1 protein-coding gene is annotated in these 479 nt (G+C 62.0%); it reads left to right on the top strand.

Going from position 1 to position 479, the window contains the following annotated elements; all coding sequences use genetic code 11:
• Positions 1-479, top strand: a 479-nt coding sequence (locus tag AC5ZG1_RS44280) for a sensor histidine kinase (RefSeq protein WP_496136552.1), incomplete at both ends; no start/stop codon positions are given.

Below are 479 nucleotides of genomic sequence, written 5' to 3'. Positions count from 1 at the left end.
GAGCGTCGTCGTCGACGTTATCCGCGACGAAGACGGCGAAGTGCTAGGTTTCGCTAAGATCACCCGCGACATCACCGAAAAGATGGAAACGCAGCGGGCGTTGGAGCAGGCGCGCGAAGAGCTTTTCCAATCGCAGAAGATGGAGGCGATCGGCCAATTGACCGGCGGTATCGCCCATGATTTCAACAATCTGCTGATGGCGGTGCTCGGCAGTCTCGAACTCCTGAAGAAGCGCATGCCGCAGGATCGCTCGCTGACGTCGCTGGTCGACAATGCCATGCAGGGGGCCCAGCGGGGTGCTGCCTTGACGCAGCGCATGCTTGCTTTTTCCCGCCGGCAGGAGCTGCACATGGAGCCGATCGACGTCTCGGGCCTGGTGCGCGGCATGATGGAAATTCTGAGCCGCTCGCTCGGCCCCCTCACCACGATCGAGACCTCCTTCCCGGTCAGGCTGCCGACAATCCTCACCGACCCCAACC

It is taken from the genome of Bradyrhizobium sp. Leo78 (assembly GCF_059512425.1).
This window is presented reverse-complemented; position numbering and strand designations above follow the sequence as displayed.